This window comes from Streptomyces sp. NPDC048389 (assembly GCF_040706335.1).
In the GTDB taxonomy this organism is placed as follows: domain Bacteria; phylum Actinomycetota; class Actinomycetes; order Streptomycetales; family Streptomycetaceae; genus Streptomyces.
In genome coordinates this window covers 18,250-34,606 of the sequence record NZ_JBEZKP010000019.1, presented here as the reverse complement: position 1 = coordinate 34,606, position 16,357 = coordinate 18,250, and the positions used below count along the sequence as shown (strand labels likewise).

The following is a 16,357-nucleotide window of genomic DNA, read 5'->3' as shown; positions in this document are numbered from 1 at the left end:
GACTTAGACAATGTCCATTGTAGGATCGACACCGGCACTGGCCAAGGGCAGGGAAGTGCCGAAAGACCACTGGGCAGTACATGACGCAGGAGGCGCACGTGACGCAGGGACCGCTCACCACGGAGGCCGGGGCTCCGGTCGCCGACAACCAGAACAGCGAGACCGCGGGCGTCGGCGGGCCGGTCCTTGTCCAGGACCAGCTCCTGCTCGAGAAGCTCGCCCACTTCAACCGCGAGCGCATCCCGGAGCGTGTCGTCCACGCACGCGGCGCCGGGGCCTACGGCACCTTCACGGTGACGGCGGACGTGACCGAGTACACACGCGCCAAGTTCCTCTCCGAGGTCGGCAAGCAGACCGAGACCTTCCTGCGCTTCTCGACCGTCGCAGGCAACCTCGGTGCGGCCGACGCGGTCCGCGACCCGCGTGGCTTCGCGCTGAAGTTCTATACCGAGGAGGGCAATTACGACCTCGTCGGCAACAACACTCCGGTGTTCTTCATCCGGGACGCCATCAAGTTCCCCGACTTCATCCACACCCAGAAGCGCGACCCGTACACGGGATCGCAGGAGGCGGACAACGTCTTCGACTTCTGGGGTCTGAGCCCCGAGTCCACCCACCAGGTGACCTGGCTGTTCGGCGACCGGGGCATCCCGGCCTCCTACCGCCACATGGACGGCTTCGGCTCCCACACGTACCAGTGGAGCAACGAGGCCGGCGAAGCCTTCTGGGTCAAGTACCACTTCAAGACCGACCAGGGCATCAAGAACCTCACCGCCGCGGAGGCCGAGGAACTGGCCGGCAAGGACCCCGACTCGCACCAGCGCGACCTGCGCGAGGCGATCGAGCGCGGCGACTTCCCGTCGTGGACCGTCGGTGTGCAGATCATGCCGGTGGCCGAGGCGGCGACCTACCGCTTCAACCCGTTCGACCTGACCAAGGTGTGGCCGCACGCGGACTACCCGGTCATCGAGTTCGGCAAGCTGGAGCTGAACCGCAACCCGGAGAACATCTTCGCCGAGGTCGAGCAGTCCATCTTCAGCCCGGCCCACTTCGTGCCCGGTATCGGTCCGTCCCCGGACAAGATGCTCCAGGGCCGCCTCTTCGCCTACGGCGACGCCCACCGCTATCGCGTCGGCATCAACGCCGACCATCTGCCGGTGAACCGTCCGCACGCCACGGAGGCGCGCACCAACTCCCGTGACGGCTTCCTGTACGACGGTCGCCACAAGGGTGCGAAGAACTACGAGCCGAACAGTTTCGGCGGCCCGCACCAGACGGACCGCGCGCTGTGGCAGCCGATCGCCGTCACCGGCGAGACCGGCGAGCAGTCCACGCCGCGGCACGCCGAGGACGACGACTTCGTGCAGGCGGGCAACCTCTACCGCCTGATGTCGGAGGACGAGAAGCAGCGCCTCGTCGACAACCTCGCGGGTGCCCTGTCCGGTGTCACCCGCGACGACATCGCCGAGCGTGCGATCAACAACTTCCGTCAGGCCGACGGAGACTTCGGCAAGCGGCTCGAGGCCGCGGTCCAGGCCCTTCGCGGCTGACCCGTACCGCCTGTCGCAGAAGAAGGGGCCGGATCTCTGTCCAGGGGGCCGGCCCCTTCCGCGTGCCCGGAACTCCGGTGCGCCTCTGTGGTCAGGCGACCGTCGGCACCCGGTGCCTGGCCGGTGCCCAGCAGCGGATGATGTCGCGGACGGAGACGACGCCGACCGGTCCGCCGTCGTCCGTCACGATCAGATGGCGGAAGCCGCCGTGCGCCATTGCCCCGGCCGCCTCCTCCAGGGTCCAGGAAGGCGCGGCGAAGACGACGTCGGTGGTGGTGTGCGTGCCGGCGGTCTCCAGGTCGGGGTCCTGCCCCTGGCCCAACGAGTTCAGGATGTCCCGTTCGGTGAGGATGCCGAGGCTCGCGTCGGAGTCGAGGACGACGGCCGCGCCTACGCGGCGCGCGGCCATCAGCCGGGCCGCCTGGCGGAGTGTGTGTGCGGGTCCGATGGTGAGGACGACGGTGCTCATGGCGTCACGGACGAGCATGGATGGAGCCACCTCCTTGGTGATCGGCCGTTCGAGAACCGATTCACAAGTTCACAAGTGGGGGGACTCTCAGAGTCCCAGTCCTGCGACAGGGCAGCAAGAGGGCGTACGGGGGCTCGTGGGCCCGTTGCCCACCGCCGCACACTCCGGCGTGCGCCCTTCAAAGGGGCGGGCGCGTCCGAGCCGTCGACAACCGCTCAGTACCGCTGGTTGAGGTAGCCCAGCAGCTCGTGGTGGAGGAGCCCGTTCGAAGCCGCGGCATTCCCGCTGTGCGGCCCGTCCCGCCCGTCGAGGCCGGTGAACGAGCCGCCCGCCTCCTGTACCACGATCGCCGGAGCCGCCATGTCCCACAGCGACAGCTCCGGCTCGGCGCAGATGTCCACCGAGCCTTCCGCGACCATCATGTACGGCCAGAAATCGCCGTACCCCCGGGTGCGCCAGACCGCCCGCGTCAGGTCCATGAAGCCGTCGAGCCGCCCCTGGGCCTCCCAGCCGGTCAGTGACGAGTAGGCGAACGAGGCGTCCCTGATGTGCTCGACCTTCGAGACGTGCAGCCGGCTCGCCGAGGTGAGGCTGCGGCCCGTGAACGCGCCCGCCCCCTTCGCCGCCCACCAGCGCCGGCCGAGCGCCGGGGCGGACACCACGCCCACCACCGGCCGGTAGCCGCCCTCGCCCGCCTCCATCAGCGAGATCAGCGTCGCCCACACCGGCACGCCGCGCACGTAGTTCTTGGTGCCGTCGATGGGGTCGACGACCCAGCGGCGCGGCCCGGTGCCCTCGACGCCGTACTCCTCGCCGAGGATCGCGTCGCGCGGCCGTGCTCGTTGCAGATGCCCGCGGATCAGCTCCTCCGCCGCCTTGTCGGCCTCGCTCACCGGAGTCATGTCGGGCTTCGTCTCGACCTTGAGGTCCAGAGCCTTGAACCGCTCCATGGTGGTGGCGTCGGCGGCATCCGCGAGGACGTGGGCGAGGCGCAGATCATCGTGGTAGTCGGACATGTCGCCACTCTATCGGTGCAGGCCCGCTCCCTCCCGGGTGGCGGCCGGTGGCCCCGGTGGGTCCGCCCGGGGTGCCTGCCGGAGCTATTGACAGGGGAACAGGGCCCGTCAACCCTGTGACCGGAGTTGCTCGGCCGGGGAGGTGACCTGCATGCCTGCAGCGCGGGAATCACTGCTGAACGCCGCTCTCGCGGCCCTCGGCGACCGGCCCTGGTCGGGGGTGCGGATGGCCGACGTCGCCGCCGCCGCGGGCGTCTCACGCCAGACCCTCTACAACGAGTTCGGCAGCAAGGACGGCTTGGCCCGCGCCCTCGTGCGCCGCGAGGCCGACGCGTATCTGCGCGGTGTGGAACGGCTGATGGGGCAGAGCGCGGAAGCGGTCGACCGGCTCGTGTCCGTCGCCGAATGGACCGTCGGCGAGGCGCGGGCGCGACCTCAGCTGCGGGCCCTGCTCACCGGTTGCTGGGAAGGCCGGCTGCCTGCACCGGAGCCGGCCCGCGGCAGGGCCGTCTTCTCGCGCGTGCCCGCTCAGCGGCGCGCCGACGCGAGGCTGCCCGTGCCAACCGAACTCGTCGCCGCGGTGCGGGAGCGCACGCTGACCGCGCTGCACGGGCGGCGTTCGAAGGCCGGGGACGGAGGGCTCGGGGCCGGCGGCGGAGGGCTGAGGGCCGGATACGGGCGCCCGGATGCGACAGAAGCCGGTGCGCGGGCCGGTGCGCGGGCCGGGGCCGAATTCGGGGCCGAAGCCGGTGGGAAAGAAGGAGGAGCCGAGGAGACGGCCGATCTGCCGCAGCGCTGTGAGTTGGCGGTGCGGCTCGCGCTCTCCTACGTCGTCGCGCCGTCCGGCGGCGGCATCGCCCGGCTGGTGCGGGCGGCGGTGGGCGACGGCGTCACTGAGAGGAGCCCGAGAGCTGGAGACCGATGACGCCGACGATCACCAGCGTGATCGAGACGATCTTCAGAGTCGAGACCAGGTCGTCGAGGAAGACCATTCCGTAGATGGCGGTGCCGGCGGCTCCGATACCCGTCCACACCGCGTACGCCGGGCCCACGTCGAGCTTCTTCAACGACAGGGTCAACAGCCCGAAACTGCCGAGCGCGAACACGGCGAAGGCGACCGTCGGCCACAGCCGGGTGAAGCCGTGCGACAGTTTGAGACAGACGGCGAAGCCCGTTTCGAGAAGTCCCGCCACCACCACCAGCAGCCACGCCATAAATCCTGGGCCTCCCGCGTAGTGCCGACGAACTGCCTGGCCGGGAACTCGTCCGACTTGGTGCGATTATGCCCTTACCAGGGGACGTGGCCGCCAAACGCAGACAGCTCAGTCACCTTCGCGTCGCTCGCGGGTGGCCAGCAGCCGCCGCAGCGAATAGAGCCTCGCGGGATCCGCGTGCCCCTCTGCCACCCACGCGTCCAGCGCGCAGTCCGGCTCGTCGTGACTGCAGGCCCGCGGGCACCCCTCCGTGCCCGGCACCAGATCCGGGAACGCGTTGATGACCCGGGACGCATCGACATGGTGCAGTCCGAACGAGCGCACGCCGGGCGTGTCGATCACCCAGCCGCCCTGCTTGTCCGCGAGCGGCAGGGCGAGGGCCGACGTGGTGGTGTGCCGGCCGCGCCCGGTGACCGCGTTGACGACGCCGGTGCTGCGCCGCCTCTCCTTCGGGACCAGGGCGTTGACCAGCGTCGTCTTGCCGACGCCCGAGTGCCCGACGAAGGCGGTCGTACGGCCGAGCAGATGTTCCAGCACCCGGTCCGCGGCGAGACCGTCGACGAACTCCTCGCGGGTGGTGACCACATGGGGAACGCCGAGCGCGCCGTACATGTCCAACAGTTCGTCCGGCGAGGCGAGATCCGACTTGGTCAGCACCAGAAGCGGCTCGAGACCGCCGTCGTACGCGGCGACCAGACAGCGGTCGATCAGACGCGGGCGCGGCTCCGGATCGGCGAGCGCGGTGACGATGGCGAGCTGGTCGGCGTTGGCGACGACAACCCGCTCGAACGGATCGTCGTCGTCTGCCGTACGGCGCAGCACGGATGACCGCGGCTCGATGCGGACGATCCTCGCGAGGGTGTCCTTGTCCCCGGAGAGGTCTCCCACGATGCCGACCCGGTCACCGACGACGGCCGCCTTGCGGCCCAGCTCGCGGGCCTTCATCGCCATCACGACCCGGTCCCCGACGAGGCAGGTAAGCCTGCCGCGGTCGACGGTGAGGACCATGCCCTCCAGCGCGTCCTCGTGCTTGGGGCGGATGCTGGTGCGCGGTCGGTTGCCCTTGCGGTTCGGGCGCGAGCGGATGTCGTCCTCGTCGGTGTGCTTGCCGTAGCGGCGCATGACGTCAGGCCCCGAGCATTTCGGCCCACATCTGCGGGAAGTCGGGCAGCGTCTTCGCCGTCGTCGCCACGTTCTCGATCTGCACGTCCTTCACCGCGAGACCGATCACCGAGCCCGCCGTCGCCATCCGGTGGTCGTCGTAGGTGCGGAACACGCCGCCGTGCAGCGTGCGCGGGCGGATGTGGAGGCCGTCCTCCGTCTCGGTGACGTCGCCGCCGAGCTCGTTGATCTCCTTGGTGAGCGCGGCCAGCCGGTCCGTCTCGTGCAGCCGCAGATGCGCCACACCACGCAGCGTCGACGGGGAGTCGGCCAGCGCCGCGACCGCCGCGATGCCCGGGGTCAGCTCGCCGACCTCGCCGAGGTCCACGTCGATGCCGTGGATGCGGCCGCTGCCGGTGAAGACCAGCGCCGTCCCGTTCGGCGTCGTCGTGAGCTCGCAGGAACCGCCCATCTCGGTGAAGATCTCGCGCAGCGCGTCACCGGGTTGGGTGGTCCGCTCGGGCCAGTCGGGGATCGTCACCCGGCCGCCGGTCACCAGCGCCGCCGCCAGGAACGGCTGAGCGTTCGACAGATCGGGCTCGATGGTGAGGTCGCGGCCGAGCAGCGCGCTGTGCGACACCCGCCAGACATCGGGCTCGCCGCCGGTCTCCGGCTCGTCGACCTGCGCACCCACGGCGCGCAGCATGTCGACCGTCATCCGGATGTGGGGCATGGACGGCAGTCGGCTGCCGACGTGCCGTACCTCGACGCCCTGGTTGAAACGCGGAGCGGACAGCAGCAGCGCGGAGACGAACTGCGACGACGACGAGGCGTCGATCCGCACCGGACCGCCCTCCAGGGCGCCACCGCCGTGCACGGTCAGCGGGAGTGCGCCGCGGCCGTCGTCGTCGATCCGTGCGCCAAGGGTGCGCAGCGCGTCGATGACGCCGTTCAGGGGCCGCTCGTACGAACGCGGATCACCGTCGAAGCGGATCGGGCCGTCGGCGAGGGCGGCGACCGGCGGCAGGAAGCGCATCACCGTGCCCGCGTTGCCCACATCGACGGTCGCCGGGCCGTGCAGGCCGGACGGGATGACGCGCCATGCCTCGCCGGCGCCGGCGGCGGCCTCGTCGACCGGGCCGCCCGCGGTGCTGGAGGAGACGGTCTCCTCGATGCCCACGCCCATCGCCTGGAGGGCCGCGGACATCAGCAGGGTGTCGCGTGAGCGCAGCGGGCGGCGCAGCCAGCCGGGCTCGGAGGCGAGTGCCGCCAGGACCAGTGCGCGGTTCGTCACGGATTTCGAACCGGGCACGGTGACCGTCGCTTCGACGGCTCCGGTCGCGAGGGGGGCGGGCCAGAGGGCGGGGTGCACGGCGCTTTCGGTCATGGCCAACACTTTAGTGGCTCCGCGGGGGCCCGGATCTTGATCGAAACCGTGTGGCCCGGGCCCGGACGCGACGGTGGTACGGGGCGCACACCGCCGCTCAGAGCCCCAGCAGCCAGCGACCGCCGCCGATCAGCGAGCAGAGCGACACCGCGTGGAAGAAGAACAGCCAGATCACCGGTGGCGCATGGGTGAGGCGGGCGAGCTGGTCGGCGTCCGAGTCGGGAGCGCCACCGTGCCGCCGCTTCGACTGCAGCTCGAACACCGGCCGTACACCGCCCAGCAGCATGAACCAGACGGCCGTGTACGCGAAGACGGCCTGAACGGCGGGCTCGGTCAGCCACGAGACCAGCAGAAACGCCGCGCCGGTGACCGTCACCGTCAGCACTCCGTACGCGTTGCGGACCATGACGAGCAGCGCCAGCAGCAGCGCCGTCGCCAGCCACAGCAGCAGCGTGATGTGGTGCGCGGCGAGCAGCCAGGCACCGCCCAGGCCGAGCAGCGGAGCGGCGGTGTAGCCCGCGGCGGCGGTCAGGACCATCCCGATTCCGGTCGGTCTGCCCCGGCTGACGGTCAGACCGCTGGTGTCCGAGTGGAGCCGGATGCTCTGCAGCTGCCGGCCCGTGAGCAGGGCGACGAGCCCGTGGCCGCCCTCATGGGCGATCGTCACGGCGTTGCGGGTCAGCCGCCAGAGGACGTTCGGCATGACGGCGGCCAGTGACACGAGACCGGTGACCGCGACGAGCCACGGCTCGGGCGCGGTCTGCGTGTCGAAGACGCGATCCCACAGATCGGTGAGCGACGCGCTTGCCGCGCCGGCGTGTGTGATGACCATTTCGCGGGCGGCTCCCTCGGACGGCGTACGGAAGTGGCAGTGTGGCACTTATGTGCGGACGGTATGCGGCGAGTCGTAGGCCCGAGGATCTCGTGGGGATCTTCGAGGTCGAGAAATGGGAGCCGGAGGAGACGCTGGCACCCGACTGGAACGTGGCGCCCACGAAGGAGGTCCATGCCGTTCTCGAGCGCCCTCTCAAGGACGCCGGCGACAGCTCTCCGGTTCGCCAGCTGCGCACGCTGAAGTGGGGGCTGGCGCCGTCGTGGGCCAAGACCCCGGAGGGCGCGGCCCGGATGATCAACGCGCGGGCGGAGACGGTGCACGAGAAGCCGGCCTTCCGCCGGCCTTTCCTCACCCGTCGCTGCATCCTCCCCGCCGACGGCTATTACGAGTGGGTGACCGGCGCGGGTGAGCGGGAGCTCGAGGTCGAGGGGAAGAAGAAGAGGCCGCGGAAGCAGCCCTACTTCGTGACACCGGCGGACGGATCGGTGTTCGCGATGGCCGGCCTGTACGAGTTCTGGCGCGACCGCACTCTCCCGGACGACCATCCGCAGGCGTGGCGGGTGACCTGCTCCGTGATCACGACGGAGGCGGAGACCGGGCCGCTGGGGGTGGCTCCCGCGGAGGGGCCGCGGTCGCTGGCGGACATCCACCCGCGGATGCCGCTGATGCTGACGCCGGACCGGTGGGACCCCTGGCTGGACCCGTCCCGGACCGACCCGGACGAACTGCGGTCGCTGCTGGAGCCGCCGCCGGGCGGGCTGATGCGGGCGTACGCGGTGCCGACGGCGGTGAGCAACGTGCGGAACAACGGGCCCGAGCTGCTGGAGGAGCTGGCGGGGCCGGAGGAGGCGACGCTGTTCTGACGGTCGGGTGGGGCGCCTGGTGCGCCTGGGATGCGCGGCGCGCGGGGCGGGCTTGTCCCCTTCCTGCCCCTCTCGAAACCGGGGCGGGCCCGGACCCAGTACGGCCTTCGGTCGTGCCCTCGGATCGCCGGGCGGGCTTCTTCGGAGCCCCGCCGGCGAAGGTTCGGCAAGGGGCGGGGCGGCGGAACGGCTGCGCGCCGGCGGTTTGGCACCGCCTCCCCGCCCCTTGCCCGCGCGGGACAATGCCCCCATGGAGCGGAAAGAGATCGTCGCGGTCGATGCCGGCGACGCCCGTATCACCTGGTTCGGCGCCGAGCGCGCCCGGCTGGTGCTGGCCCTCGGTCACGGCGCCGGCGGCGGCGTCGAGGCCCGGGATCTGCAGGCGATCGCGCGTGTGCTGCCCGGGTGCGGCGTCACCGTCGCTCTGGTGGAGCAGCCCTGGCGCGTCGCGGGCAAGAAGGTCGCCCCCGCGCCCCGGACCCTGGACGCCGCCTGGAGCGGCCTCTGGCCGGCGCTGACGAAGAGAGGGCTCCCCGTCGTGGCCGGCGGCCGCAGCGCCGGCGCGCGCGTGGCCTGCCGGACCGCGTCCGAGCTCGGCGCGGCCGGGGTGCTCGCGCTGAGCTTCCCGCTGCATCCGCCGGGACGGCCCGAGAAGTCCCGCGCCGCCGAACTCCTCGGCGCCGGCGTCCCGACGCTCGTCGTGCAGGGCGGCAACGACCCGTTCGGCAAGCCCGAGGAGTTCCCGGCGGGGGCCTACGAACTGGCGGAAGTGGCGTACGGGGACCACGGGTTCGCGGTGCCGAAGCGCGCCGGGATCGACGAGGAGGAGACGCTCGTCACCATCACGGACGCGGTGGCCCGGTGGGTTGCCGCGCTCCGGGAATGAGACACGGGGGCCGGCTGTTGTGGCGGATGTCAGTACAGAGCATGGAGTAGGGAGTCCGCCGCATGGGTACGACCTTCTGCCCGACAGCCGACCGCACCGACGGGCTGGACTGGACGGTGCTGTCGCAGGGCAAGAGCGGGCCGGTGCCTGCGGCGGGCGACGGCAATCGGCAGGGCCCGGCACAGCATGGTCGACTATTCTCCGATTCGAGCGGGTCCGAATTCGGCCCCGGCACAGCGTTGGAGGAGGTGGGTCCGGTCACTGGGACCGACGCAGGGACCGATGACGGTCAGGCGCAGAAGTCCGAGGAGACGGCTGGAGAGCGCAATGCCCGCTTCGAGCGGGACGCGCTGGGGTACCTGGATCAGATGTACTCGGCCGCGCTGCGCATGACGCGCAATCCCGCCGATGCGGAGGATCTCGTGCAGGAGACGTACGCGAAGGCGTACGGATCGTTTCACCAGTTCCGTGAGGGCACGAACCTCAAGGCGTGGATGTACCGGATCCTCACCAACACCTTCATCAACTCCTACCGCAAGAAGCAGCGCGAGCCCCAGCGCAGCGCGGCGGAGGAGATCGAGGACTGGCAGCTCGCGCGCGCCGAGTCGCACATGTCGACCGGGCTGCGCTCCGCGGAGTCCCAGGCCCTCGACCACCTGCCCGACTCGGACGTCAAGCAAGCCCTGCAGGCCATCCCGGAGGAGTTCCGGATCGCGGTCTATCTCGCCGATGTAGAGGGCTTTGCGTACAAGGAGATCGCGGACATCATGGGAACACCCATCGGTACGGTGATGTCCCGCCTGCACCGCGGCCGCCGCCAGCTGCGCGGCATGCTGGAGGACTACGCCCGCGAGCGCGGGCTCGTCCCGGCCGGTGCGGGGGAGTCGAACGACGCGAAAGGCTCGGGCTCATGAGCTGCGGAGAGCCGCACGAGACGGACTGCTCAGAGGTCCTGGACCATCTCTACGAGTTCCTCGACCACGAGATGCCCGACAGTGACTGCACCAAGTTCGAGGTGCACTTCGAGGAGTGCTCCCCGTGCCTGGAGAAGTACGGTCTCGAGCAGGCGGTGAAGAAGCTGGTCAAGCGGTGTTGCGGGCAGGACGACGTGCCCAGCGACCTGCGGGCCAAGGTCATGGGGCGTATCGATCTGATCCGTTCGGGCCAGGCCGTTCCCGACAAGGACGTGGCGACGGCCCAGGAGTAGGGCCTCGGCAACCGGTACGCGCATCCGGGGTGCGTCGCGACACCGCGGCGCACCTTCTGCGTTCGCCGGGTGTTTCGCCGCCGGTAGTCGGGCTGCCCGGCCTTCCGCCGCCAGTCGTCCGGCCGCCGGGCGTCCGGTCGGCGGTTCACTCGTACGTGCGAATGGGCGGCGTACTCGCCCCTCCCGCCTCTCGACTCGCTAGCGTGGCGCTGCTTCGGGCGAGTTGCGAAGGGGGTGCGAGAAGTGACGGCCATACCTGCGGCGGCACGCGGCTACATCGCCGCCGCTGTCCTGTGCGCCGCTGCCGCAGCCGCCCCTGTCACGGCCGTCCCCGTCTCCGCCGTCCCCCTCCTCGCTCCGGCCACGTCGGACATCGCTGTGCCCTGGACGAGCGTCCTGCTGCTCGCGGTCCTGTACGCCGGATGCGAGCTGCCCGCCCTGCCCCTGCGGCCGGCGGCGCGGGAGGAGGACAGGTCCCGCCGTCCCGACGACCCGGCTCCGGTGGGGGCGGGCACGTTCTTCCCGGTGCTGCTGGCCGCCGCGTTCCTGCTGCCGCCCGCCGCTGCCGCGCTGGTGCCGGTGCCCGGCGCGCTGCTCGGACCGGTGGACCGGCCGCCGGCCGGTGCCCGGCGGGTCTGGCGCGCGGCCCGGCTGGCCCTCGGGACCTGGGCGGCCGCCCACGCGTATCTGCTGCTCGGCGGTGAACGGACCCCGGGCGCACCGGACTTCCCGTACGCGCTGGTGCCGGCGCTGGGCGGGGCGCTGGTCTTCTGCCTGCTGCTGACGGTCCTCGACGGGGGCATCCGCGCCACCGCCGAGCCGGTGCCCCGCCTGCGGGGCACGCTCCGCACGGTGCGGCGGGACTTCTCGGCCTCTCCGGCGCCGTACTGCGTGCACGGTCTGGCCGGGCTGATGATGGCGGTGCTCTGGGGGAGCCCGTACGGGCCGCTGTCCGCCCTGCTGGTGCTGCTGCCGATGTACATCTCCTGCTGGATCTTCGCCCAGTACCACCGCGAGCGGGCCGCCCACCAGGCGACGATCCGCGCGCTGGTGCAGGCCGTCGACATCAAGGACCGGTACACCCGCGGGCACAGCGAACGCGTCGGCCGGGCCTCCGCGCTGATCGCCCGGGAGCTGGGCATGGCGGAGGAGCGACTGGAGGTCGTCCGGTTCGCCGGGATCCTGCACGACGTGGGCAAGCTCGGCGTGCCGACGAGGGTGCTGCGGAAGGAGGGGCCGCTGACCCCGGCGGAGCGGCGGGTGATCGAGCTGCATCCCGAGTACGGGCACGAGATGGTGCGCGGTATCGGCTTCCTGAAAGAGGCCAGGGCCGCGATCCTGCACCACCACGAACGCATGGACGGCAGCGGCTACCCGTACGGGCTGGCGGGCGCCCAGATCCCCGAGTACGCCCGGGTGGTGGCGGTGGCGGACGCGTTCGACGCGATGACGTCCACCCGCTCCTACCGGCGGGCCCGGCCGGTGCCGGTCGCCCTGGCCGAACTGGAGCGGTGCGCGGGGGCGCAGTTCGACCCCGTCATGGTGCGAGCCCTGGTGCGCGCGCTGGAACGGCACGGTTGGCAGACATCGGTGACCTCGGACGAGACGGCGGTGCCCCCGGGCCCGCCACGGATGCCCGAGACGCCGGGGACAGGGGCCTCGCATCGGTTACGGACAGGGTGAGCGGCCCGCGTACGCGGCGTCGCACGGCCTCCGGGCACCTCGGCCCGCCGTGGTCGTCCGTGCCGTCCACGGGGCCGCCGCCGCCGTGACCGCGGCCGCACTCGCGTGGGTGGTGGCCCGTGGTGTGGCGCAGCCCGGGAACGCTCTCGCCTTCGGGGTCTTCATCGCCGTCGGCGAGCTCGCCCGGTGGGGGAACGTACGCAGGGCGGGGGAGTCTCCCCTGCTCGCGGGAGCCGGGGGGAGGGAGTCCGCGCCGCTGGGCGCCGCGGGCGCGCTGGCGTACGCGCTGCTCGGTGATTGCGCGGGGGAGCGCACCGGGCACGGGGCCTTCCAGGTGGTGGCCGTCGTCGTCGCCGGTGCGCTGGTCGGAGCCGTACCGCAGGTCGCCCGGGGCCGGGGGCCGGTACTCGACCATGTGGCGCGGCGGGTGATGACCGTCGGATTCGCCGCAGTGTGCTTCCAGCCGCTCTACGGATCCGGCGAGTTGGAGCGCCGGCTCGGCCACGGATCCGGCTACGCCCTCTTCCTGGCGCTGCTGCTGCTACTGACCGCCCTGTGCGACGCCGTGCTGGCCGCCGTCCTGATGCGCGCCCGCACCGGCCATCCCTTCGGGCCGCTGCTGCGCGACGAGCTGCGGGCGCTGCCGGGGATCGGCTCGGCGGTCTGTGCGACGGGCGCGGTCATGGCCCTCGCCGTGGCGGTCGCCGGGATGTGGGCGCTGCCGGTGTTCTGCGTACCGCTGCTGCTGACCCAGCTGTCGCTCGGGCGGTACGCGGCCGTGCGGGCCACCTACGGGCAGACCATCGCCTCGCTCGCCCGCGCGACCGAGGTCGCCGGGTACACCCGGCCCGGCCACGCCCACCGGGTCGCGGCGCTCAGCACGGCCGTCGGGCGTGAGATGGGGCTGTCCGGAGCCGAGCTGACGCTGCTGGAGCACGCGGCGCTGATGCACGACATCGGCCAGCTCTCCCTCGTCGATCCCGTGCCGGAGGGTGCCACGTCCTCGCTGCCGGCCGCCGAGCAGCGCCGGATCGCGCTGCTCGGCGGAGCGGTGGTCCGGCAGACCGGGGTACCGGCGGCCGTCGCCGCCGTCGTGGAGCAGCAGGCAGACCCGTACCGGGACCAGCCGCTCGCCGCCAGGATCGTCCGCGCCGTCAACGCATACGACGACCTGGCGGGGGGAAGCGGAGCAGGAGCGGGGGGAGCTCTGGCCGCGCTGGAACAGCTGCGGCTGGGCACGGGACGCGACTACCAGCCCGAGGTCGTCGAATCCTTGGCCAGAGTGCTCGGCAGAGTGCTTGCCTGAGGCGGTCTGACCCTTGTCCCACCGGGGTAACCCATGGGTAATGAGCGAGCCTGCGACCGGGCATGATTGGATGCGAAAGAAGGCAGTAAGCAGGCACACAGTCATGCGTCCGGGCAGTGACCCGAGCGACCGGCAGGCGGGAATCGTGAGGATCTTCGGGAAGGTACGGCATCGGCCTTCCGCCTCTTGGCGGCAGGCCACGGACCGCGCGTTCACGCTGATCGGCGACGGCCGGTACGAGGACGCGGGCGCGCTGCTGACGCGGGCGGCGGACCTGGAGCCATGGCTCTCGGAGTCCTGGTTCAATCTGGCGCTGCTGCACAAGTTCCGGCACGACTGGGAGCAGGCCCGCGCGGCGGGGCTGCGGGCGGTCGCCCTGCTGGACAAGGAGACCGGCGCTCCCGACTGGTGGAACGTCGGCATCGCCGCCACGGCCCTCCAGGACTGGCCGCTGGCCCGCCGGGCGTGGCAGGCGTACGGCCTGAAGGTCCCAGGAGCGGCCGCGGCGAACGGCGAGCCGGTCGGCATGGACCTGGGCAGCGCCGCCGTGCGGCTCTCGCCGGAGGGCGAGGCCGAGGTGGTCTGGGGCCGCAGGCTCGACCCGGCCCGGATGGAGGTGCTGTCCGTCCCGCTGCCGTCGTCCGGTCGCCGCTGGGGCGAGGTCGTGCTGCACGACGGTGTTCCGAACGGCGAGCGCACCACCAGCGCGGGGCCGGCGTTCCCGGTCTTCGACGAGATCGAGCTCTGGGCACCGTCTCCGGTGCCGACGTGGGTGGTGCTGCTGGAGGCGGCGACCGAGGTCGACCGGGACGCCCTGGAGCGGCTCGCGGCGGATGCCGGTTTCGCCGCGGAGGACTGGTCCTCCTCCGTGCGGCTGCTGTGCCGGGCCTGTTCCGAGGGGAGTATGCCCAGCGCGGAGGGCGAGGGCGAGCACCTCGACCCGCACGATCACAGCGAGCCGGGCCACCCGGGTCCGCTGGGGCACCGTACGGGCGGGGACCTCTGGTCGCCGGAGCGCGAGTGCGGCATAGCGGCCCCCGCCGGTCTGGTGCGGGGTCTGCTGGACGGCTGGGTGGCCGACAGTCCGGACTCCCGTGAGTGGCGGGATCTCGAGGAAGTCTGCTGACGCCTGCCCGTAGGCTGTACGGACGCGTAAGTGACCGGGCATCGGGCCGGGGATCGGGTACTGAGAAGGGCGCAGAAGCTGACATGGCGTCGCAGCAGCAGGAGACGGACGAGCAGGTCAACGACGGTTTTGTCGTGGACACGGAGAACTGCGAGGAGCGCGAGCGGGAGTACCGCGAGCGTGGCACCGCGCGTCCGATCACGGTCGTGGGCAACCCGGTGCTCCACAAGGAGTGCAAGGACGTCACCGAGTTCGACGACAAGCTGGCGGCCCTCATCGACGACATGTTCGCCAGCCAGAAGGCGGCGGAGGGCGTCGGCCTGGCCGCCAACCAGATCGGTGTGGACCTGAAGGTCTTCGTGTACGACTGCCCGGACGACGAGGGTGTGCGGCACACCGGTGTCGTCTGCAACCCGGTTCTGGAGGAGCTGGCGCCCGAGCAGCGCGTCCTCGACGACTCGAACGAGGGCTGCCTGTCCGTGCCGACGGCGTACGCCTCGCTGGCCCGCCCCGACTACGCGGTCGTGCGCGGCCGGGACGCGCAGGGCAATCCGATCAAGGTGCGCGGCACGGGCTACTTCGCCCGCTGCCTGCAGCACGAGACCGACCATCTGTACGGGTACCTGTACATCGACCGGCTCTCGAAGCGCGAGCGCAGGGACGCGCTGAAGCAGATGGCCGAGGGCACTCCGCGCTACGCGGTCGTCCCGAACGACTGACCTCCGCGCTCCGGCAGCCGGGCCCCGCTCGTCCGGGCGGGGCCCCTCGCTGTCGCCGTGCCGTCATTGGGCCGACAAATGACGGCCGCTCAGGGGGTGTTGACGCGCGTTGACCGCCACGACAAGCTCTGCCCTGCTATCCGATTCCGCCAGTACCGCCCTCACGGCACGGAGGTCCGATGCTGAGACGTACGGCCCGACTCCTGGTATCTATTGTCATGTTTATGGCTGCAACGACGGCCGGTGTCATGGCGACGGCCGGCACCGCGCAGGCCGACTCCTGCTACACGTGGTCCCGCACCCTCTCTCAGGGCTCCTCGGGGTCGGATGTCAGGGAACTGCAGATCCGCGTCGGCGGATACCCCGGCTACGGCGGTGTCCTCGCCGTCGACGGGCAGTACGGCCCCGCCACCGCTGCCGCGGTCAAGCGCTTCCAGGCCGCCTACGGCCTGTCCGCCGACGGAGTGGCCGGCCCGGCCACCTTCAGCAAGATCTACGCCCTGCAGGACAGCGACTGCACCCCCGCCCACTTCAGCTACGCCGAACTCAACCGGTGCAACTCCACCTGGTCCGGCGGTGCGGTCAGCGCCGCCACCGCCAAGGCCAACGCCCTGCGCGCCATGTGGAAGCTGGAGGCGATGCGGCACGCGCTGGGCGACCAGCCCATCAGGGTCACCAGCGGCTTCCGCTCCTACGCCTGCAACAGCGCGGTGGGCGGGGCCTCCGGCAGCCGTCATCTGTACGGCGACGGCGTCGACCTCGGCGCGGGATCGCACTCCCTGTGCAAGCTGGCCCAGCAGGCCCGCCACCACGGGTTCAACGGCATCCTCGGCCCCGGCTACCCGGGCCACAACGACCACACCCACCTCGACCACCGGTCCAGCCGCTACTGGTCCGCGTCCAGCTGCGGGATCTGACCGCACCACCGCGGCCCGCACCTCCCCCGTGAGAGGTGCGGGCCGCGGTGACGGGCGCCGGATCAGCGACGGGCGCCG

The 16,357-nt window shown here is 71.6% G+C and carries 17 protein-coding genes; 11 read left to right on the top strand and 6 right to left on the bottom strand.

Annotated features, from left to right (window positions below; all coding sequences use genetic code 11):
- Positions 1-98: 98 nt before the first annotated feature.
- Positions 99-1,550, top strand: a complete 1,452-nt coding sequence (locus AB0903_RS15975; RefSeq protein WP_366703094.1) for a catalase — start codon at positions 99-101, stop codon at positions 1,548-1,550.
- Between the two features lie 91 nt (positions 1,551-1,641).
- Here the strand turns inward: AB0903_RS15975 and AB0903_RS15970 are convergent, their stop codons facing one another.
- Positions 1,642-2,037, bottom strand: coding sequence for a CBS domain-containing protein (locus tag AB0903_RS15970; protein WP_366703092.1), 396 nt, complete (start codon positions 2,035-2,037; stop codon positions 1,642-1,644).
- A 197-nt stretch (positions 2,038-2,234) separates the two neighbouring features.
- Complete coding sequence (gene hisN, locus AB0903_RS15965; RefSeq protein ID WP_366703090.1) at positions 2,235-3,035, bottom strand: histidinol-phosphatase; 801 nt, start codon at positions 3,033-3,035, stop codon at positions 2,235-2,237.
- Positions 3,036-3,186: 151 nt separating this feature from the next.
- On the opposite strand from hisN, the gene AB0903_RS15960 reads away from it, so the two are divergent.
- Positions 3,187-3,960, top strand: a complete 774-nt coding sequence (locus tag AB0903_RS15960) for a helix-turn-helix domain-containing protein (RefSeq protein WP_366703088.1) — start codon at positions 3,187-3,189, stop codon at positions 3,958-3,960.
- Here the strand turns inward: AB0903_RS15960 and AB0903_RS15955 are convergent.
- The 4 genes from AB0903_RS15955 to AB0903_RS15940 all read right to left on the bottom strand — a co-directional run bounded on the left by AB0903_RS15955 (position 3,926) and on the right by AB0903_RS15940 (position 7,569).
- Positions 3,926-4,249 carry a multidrug efflux SMR transporter gene (locus AB0903_RS15955; protein ID WP_366703086.1) on the bottom strand — a complete coding sequence of 108 codons (324 nt, stop codon included), beginning with the start codon at positions 4,247-4,249 and terminating at the stop codon, positions 3,926-3,928. The genes AB0903_RS15960 and AB0903_RS15955 overlap by 35 nt on opposite strands.
- 108 nt (positions 4,250-4,357) lie before the next feature.
- On the bottom strand, positions 4,358-5,371 hold the full coding sequence (rsgA, locus tag AB0903_RS15950; RefSeq protein WP_366703084.1) for a ribosome small subunit-dependent GTPase A: 1,014 nt from the start codon (positions 5,369-5,371) through the stop codon (positions 4,358-4,360).
- A gap of 4 nt (positions 5,372-5,375) precedes the next feature.
- Positions 5,376-6,737, bottom strand: a complete 1,362-nt coding sequence (aroA, locus tag AB0903_RS15945; protein ID WP_366703082.1) for a 3-phosphoshikimate 1-carboxyvinyltransferase — start codon at positions 6,735-6,737, stop codon at positions 5,376-5,378.
- Between the two features lie 97 nt (positions 6,738-6,834).
- Positions 6,835-7,569, bottom strand: a complete 735-nt coding sequence (locus AB0903_RS15940; RefSeq protein ID WP_366703080.1) for a M50 family metallopeptidase — start codon at positions 7,567-7,569, stop codon at positions 6,835-6,837.
- Between the two features lie 50 nt (positions 7,570-7,619).
- Here AB0903_RS15940 and AB0903_RS15935 point away from each other — a divergent pair, with 50 nt between their 5' ends.
- The 9 genes from AB0903_RS15935 to AB0903_RS15895 all read left to right on the top strand — a co-directional run bounded on the left by AB0903_RS15935 (position 7,620) and on the right by AB0903_RS15895 (position 16,279).
- Positions 7,620-8,435 carry an SOS response-associated peptidase gene (locus AB0903_RS15935; protein ID WP_366703078.1) on the top strand — a complete coding sequence of 272 codons (816 nt, stop codon included), beginning with the start codon at positions 7,620-7,622 and terminating at the stop codon, positions 8,433-8,435.
- 250 nt (positions 8,436-8,685) lie between these two features.
- Positions 8,686-9,321: an alpha/beta family hydrolase gene (locus tag AB0903_RS15930; protein ID WP_366703076.1), complete on the top strand. Its 636-nt coding sequence runs from the start codon at positions 8,686-8,688 to the stop codon at positions 9,319-9,321.
- Between the two features lie 248 nt (positions 9,322-9,569).
- Positions 9,570-10,235: a sigma-70 family RNA polymerase sigma factor gene (locus AB0903_RS15925; RefSeq protein ID WP_366703207.1), complete on the top strand. Its 666-nt coding sequence runs from the start codon at positions 9,570-9,572 to the stop codon at positions 10,233-10,235.
- On the top strand, positions 10,232-10,528 hold the full coding sequence (gene rsrA / locus AB0903_RS15920; protein ID WP_100109000.1) for a mycothiol system anti-sigma-R factor: 297 nt from the start codon (positions 10,232-10,234) through the stop codon (positions 10,526-10,528). The genes AB0903_RS15925 and rsrA overlap by 4 nt, the downstream gene beginning before the upstream one ends.
- 243 nt (positions 10,529-10,771) lie before the next feature.
- Positions 10,772-12,211, top strand: a complete 1,440-nt coding sequence (locus AB0903_RS15915) for an HD-GYP domain-containing protein (protein WP_366703074.1) — start codon at positions 10,772-10,774, stop codon at positions 12,209-12,211.
- Between the two features lie 85 nt (positions 12,212-12,296).
- On the top strand, positions 12,297-13,517 hold the full coding sequence (locus tag AB0903_RS15910) for an HD domain-containing protein (RefSeq protein ID WP_366703072.1): 1,221 nt from the start codon (positions 12,297-12,299) through the stop codon (positions 13,515-13,517).
- Between the two features lie 145 nt (positions 13,518-13,662).
- Entirely contained in the window at positions 13,663-14,643 is a 981-nt protein-coding gene (locus tag AB0903_RS15905; protein ID WP_366703205.1) for a hypothetical protein, read from the top strand.
- 83 nt (positions 14,644-14,726) lie between these two features.
- On the top strand, positions 14,727-15,362 hold the full coding sequence (gene def, locus AB0903_RS15900; protein ID WP_366703070.1) for a peptide deformylase: 636 nt from the start codon (positions 14,727-14,729) through the stop codon (positions 15,360-15,362).
- Positions 15,363-15,541: 179 nt separating this feature from the next.
- Complete coding sequence (locus tag AB0903_RS15895; protein ID WP_366703068.1) at positions 15,542-16,279, top strand: D-Ala-D-Ala carboxypeptidase family metallohydrolase; 738 nt, start codon at positions 15,542-15,544, stop codon at positions 16,277-16,279.
- The last annotated feature ends 78 nt before the right edge of the window (positions 16,280-16,357 follow it).

Coding starts and splice junctions, on each gene's coding strand:
- aroA (WP_366703082.1), bottom strand. CDS start 6,737: ATGACCGAAAGCGCCGTGCACCCCGCCCTCTGGCCCGCCCCCCTCGCG.
- hisN (WP_366703090.1), bottom strand. CDS start 3,035: ATGTCCGACTACCACGATGATCTGCGCCTCGCCCACGTCCTCGCGGAT.
- AB0903_RS15960 (WP_366703088.1), top strand. CDS start 3,187: ATGCCTGCAGCGCGGGAATCACTGCTGAACGCCGCTCTCGCGGCCCTC.
- rsrA (WP_100109000.1), top strand. CDS start 10,232: ATGAGCTGCGGAGAGCCGCACGAGACGGACTGCTCAGAGGTCCTGGAC.
- AB0903_RS15940 (WP_366703080.1), bottom strand. CDS start 7,569: ATGGTCATCACACACGCCGGCGCGGCAAGCGCGTCGCTCACCGATCTG.
- def (WP_366703070.1), top strand. CDS start 14,727: ATGGCGTCGCAGCAGCAGGAGACGGACGAGCAGGTCAACGACGGTTTT.
- AB0903_RS15930 (WP_366703076.1), top strand. CDS start 8,686: ATGGAGCGGAAAGAGATCGTCGCGGTCGATGCCGGCGACGCCCGTATC.
- AB0903_RS15895 (WP_366703068.1), top strand. CDS start 15,542: ATGCTGAGACGTACGGCCCGACTCCTGGTATCTATTGTCATGTTTATG.
- AB0903_RS15970 (WP_366703092.1), bottom strand. CDS start 2,037: ATGCTCGTCCGTGACGCCATGAGCACCGTCGTCCTCACCATCGGACCC.
- AB0903_RS15935 (WP_366703078.1), top strand. CDS start 7,620: ATGTGCGGACGGTATGCGGCGAGTCGTAGGCCCGAGGATCTCGTGGGG.
- rsgA (WP_366703084.1), bottom strand. CDS start 5,371: ATGCGCCGCTACGGCAAGCACACCGACGAGGACGACATCCGCTCGCGC.
- AB0903_RS15955 (WP_366703086.1), bottom strand. CDS start 4,249: ATGGCGTGGCTGCTGGTGGTGGTGGCGGGACTTCTCGAAACGGGCTTC.